The organism is Nostoc sp. UIC 10630, assembly GCF_010747425.1.
Classification (GTDB): Bacteria; Cyanobacteriota; Cyanobacteriia; order Cyanobacteriales; family Nostocaceae; genus Nostoc.
In genome coordinates this window covers 1-1,221 of sequence record NZ_JAAGOG010000442.1, presented here as the reverse complement: position 1 = coordinate 1,221, position 1,221 = coordinate 1, and the positions used below count along the sequence as shown (strand labels likewise).

Genomic DNA, 1,221 nt, shown 5'->3' with positions numbered 1-1,221 from the left:
CGATATCTACTCACAACTGATGGCAATTAGCCAAAAGTCTATTGAGAACGCACATTACGAAACTGCCTATCATGCTTTGTGTGCCGCCCTGCACTATGCCCAAGATATTGGCGACGAGCATTGTCTAAAAGCTGTGTCAGAAGCAGCGAAAGCACAATCGGATTGGATTGACGCTCACGCTCCAAAACATCGGTTGTCAAGTCAGTCTACTATTTTACGCCAAGGTGTCAGCCTATATGACACGCTTCGCAGACAAGCAGCTACGCGGGCACTGCTTGTAAGAAGTAAAAAATAATTAAGCCTGCAAAATTTTCGTAATTCCTGAAAACCCTATTAATCAACATTTTAATTGGCCATTACCCCAAATTAGACATTGACCCCAGATGGACGTATTTATTAATTGATAAAATTCGTAATAAATTGGCTGTAGCGTATGTGTTGACAAAAAAATGGGGTTCTTAAGGGGGTGTAGACTCTCCCAATAGATGTATACACCGGACATTATCACCAGAAATAAATAAGCCCGCCACCCCCAATTCGTCTACTCAACAAGAATTACAGGTAAGCGAGAATACCTTAGACTAAGCAAAGTGCGATTGCTCCTAGATGCCGCCGCTTATCGCAAAGCGCGTTATTCTCACCGTGATAATTATACACTTATGCTGATGATGTTCCGCCACGGTTTAAGGGTGGGGAAAACTGTTAACTTATACGTTCTTCAAAGCTTTACGTTTTATCTCGTAGTCAATCACTAAATGAGCAAACCAAACAACGCTCTGTCATATTACAGGAAAAGAGCTTTTTATTTGACCTAATCAGGAGGTTATCTTTTAATCTTTATTCGACCTACCCACAAGTCTCGCCTCCTCTAAGACTACGACTTTTTCAGTCATATTTGGCGCTGAAAATCCTAATCACAGTACAGAAAGATTATGAATAACATCTGTGCGATTACGGTCGAATAAGTTTTGACGACAACCGACGTAACAAGCCTGTTCTCATTGAACTTATAGTTTTCGACACAAATGGGCATAGGAACCAATATTGAAGAAGAATTCAGCTATTCTGAATTCAGGAGTCAGAATCAAGACGCTCGATAGCGCAGCGTTAGCGACGCAGGAGCGTCTGACTCGCTAACGCTTCTCTACGAGACGCTTCGCCAACGCGAACGCTATCAGTCGGGGATTCAGACCCGCCACTGAATTGTTGCACCACCAAATT

The 1,221-nt window shown here is 42.5% G+C and carries 2 protein-coding genes; both read left to right on the top strand.

Going from position 1 to position 1,221, the window contains the following annotated elements:
* On the top strand, positions 1-295 hold a 295-nt coding region (locus tag G1O98_RS38265; protein WP_163939671.1), incomplete at its 5' end, for a hypothetical protein.
* A gap of 295 nt (positions 296-590) precedes the next feature.
* Positions 591-755, top strand: a complete 165-nt coding sequence (locus tag G1O98_RS40515; protein ID WP_243458676.1) for a hypothetical protein — start codon at positions 591-593, stop codon at positions 753-755.
* Positions 756-1,221: the final 466 nt, after the last annotated feature.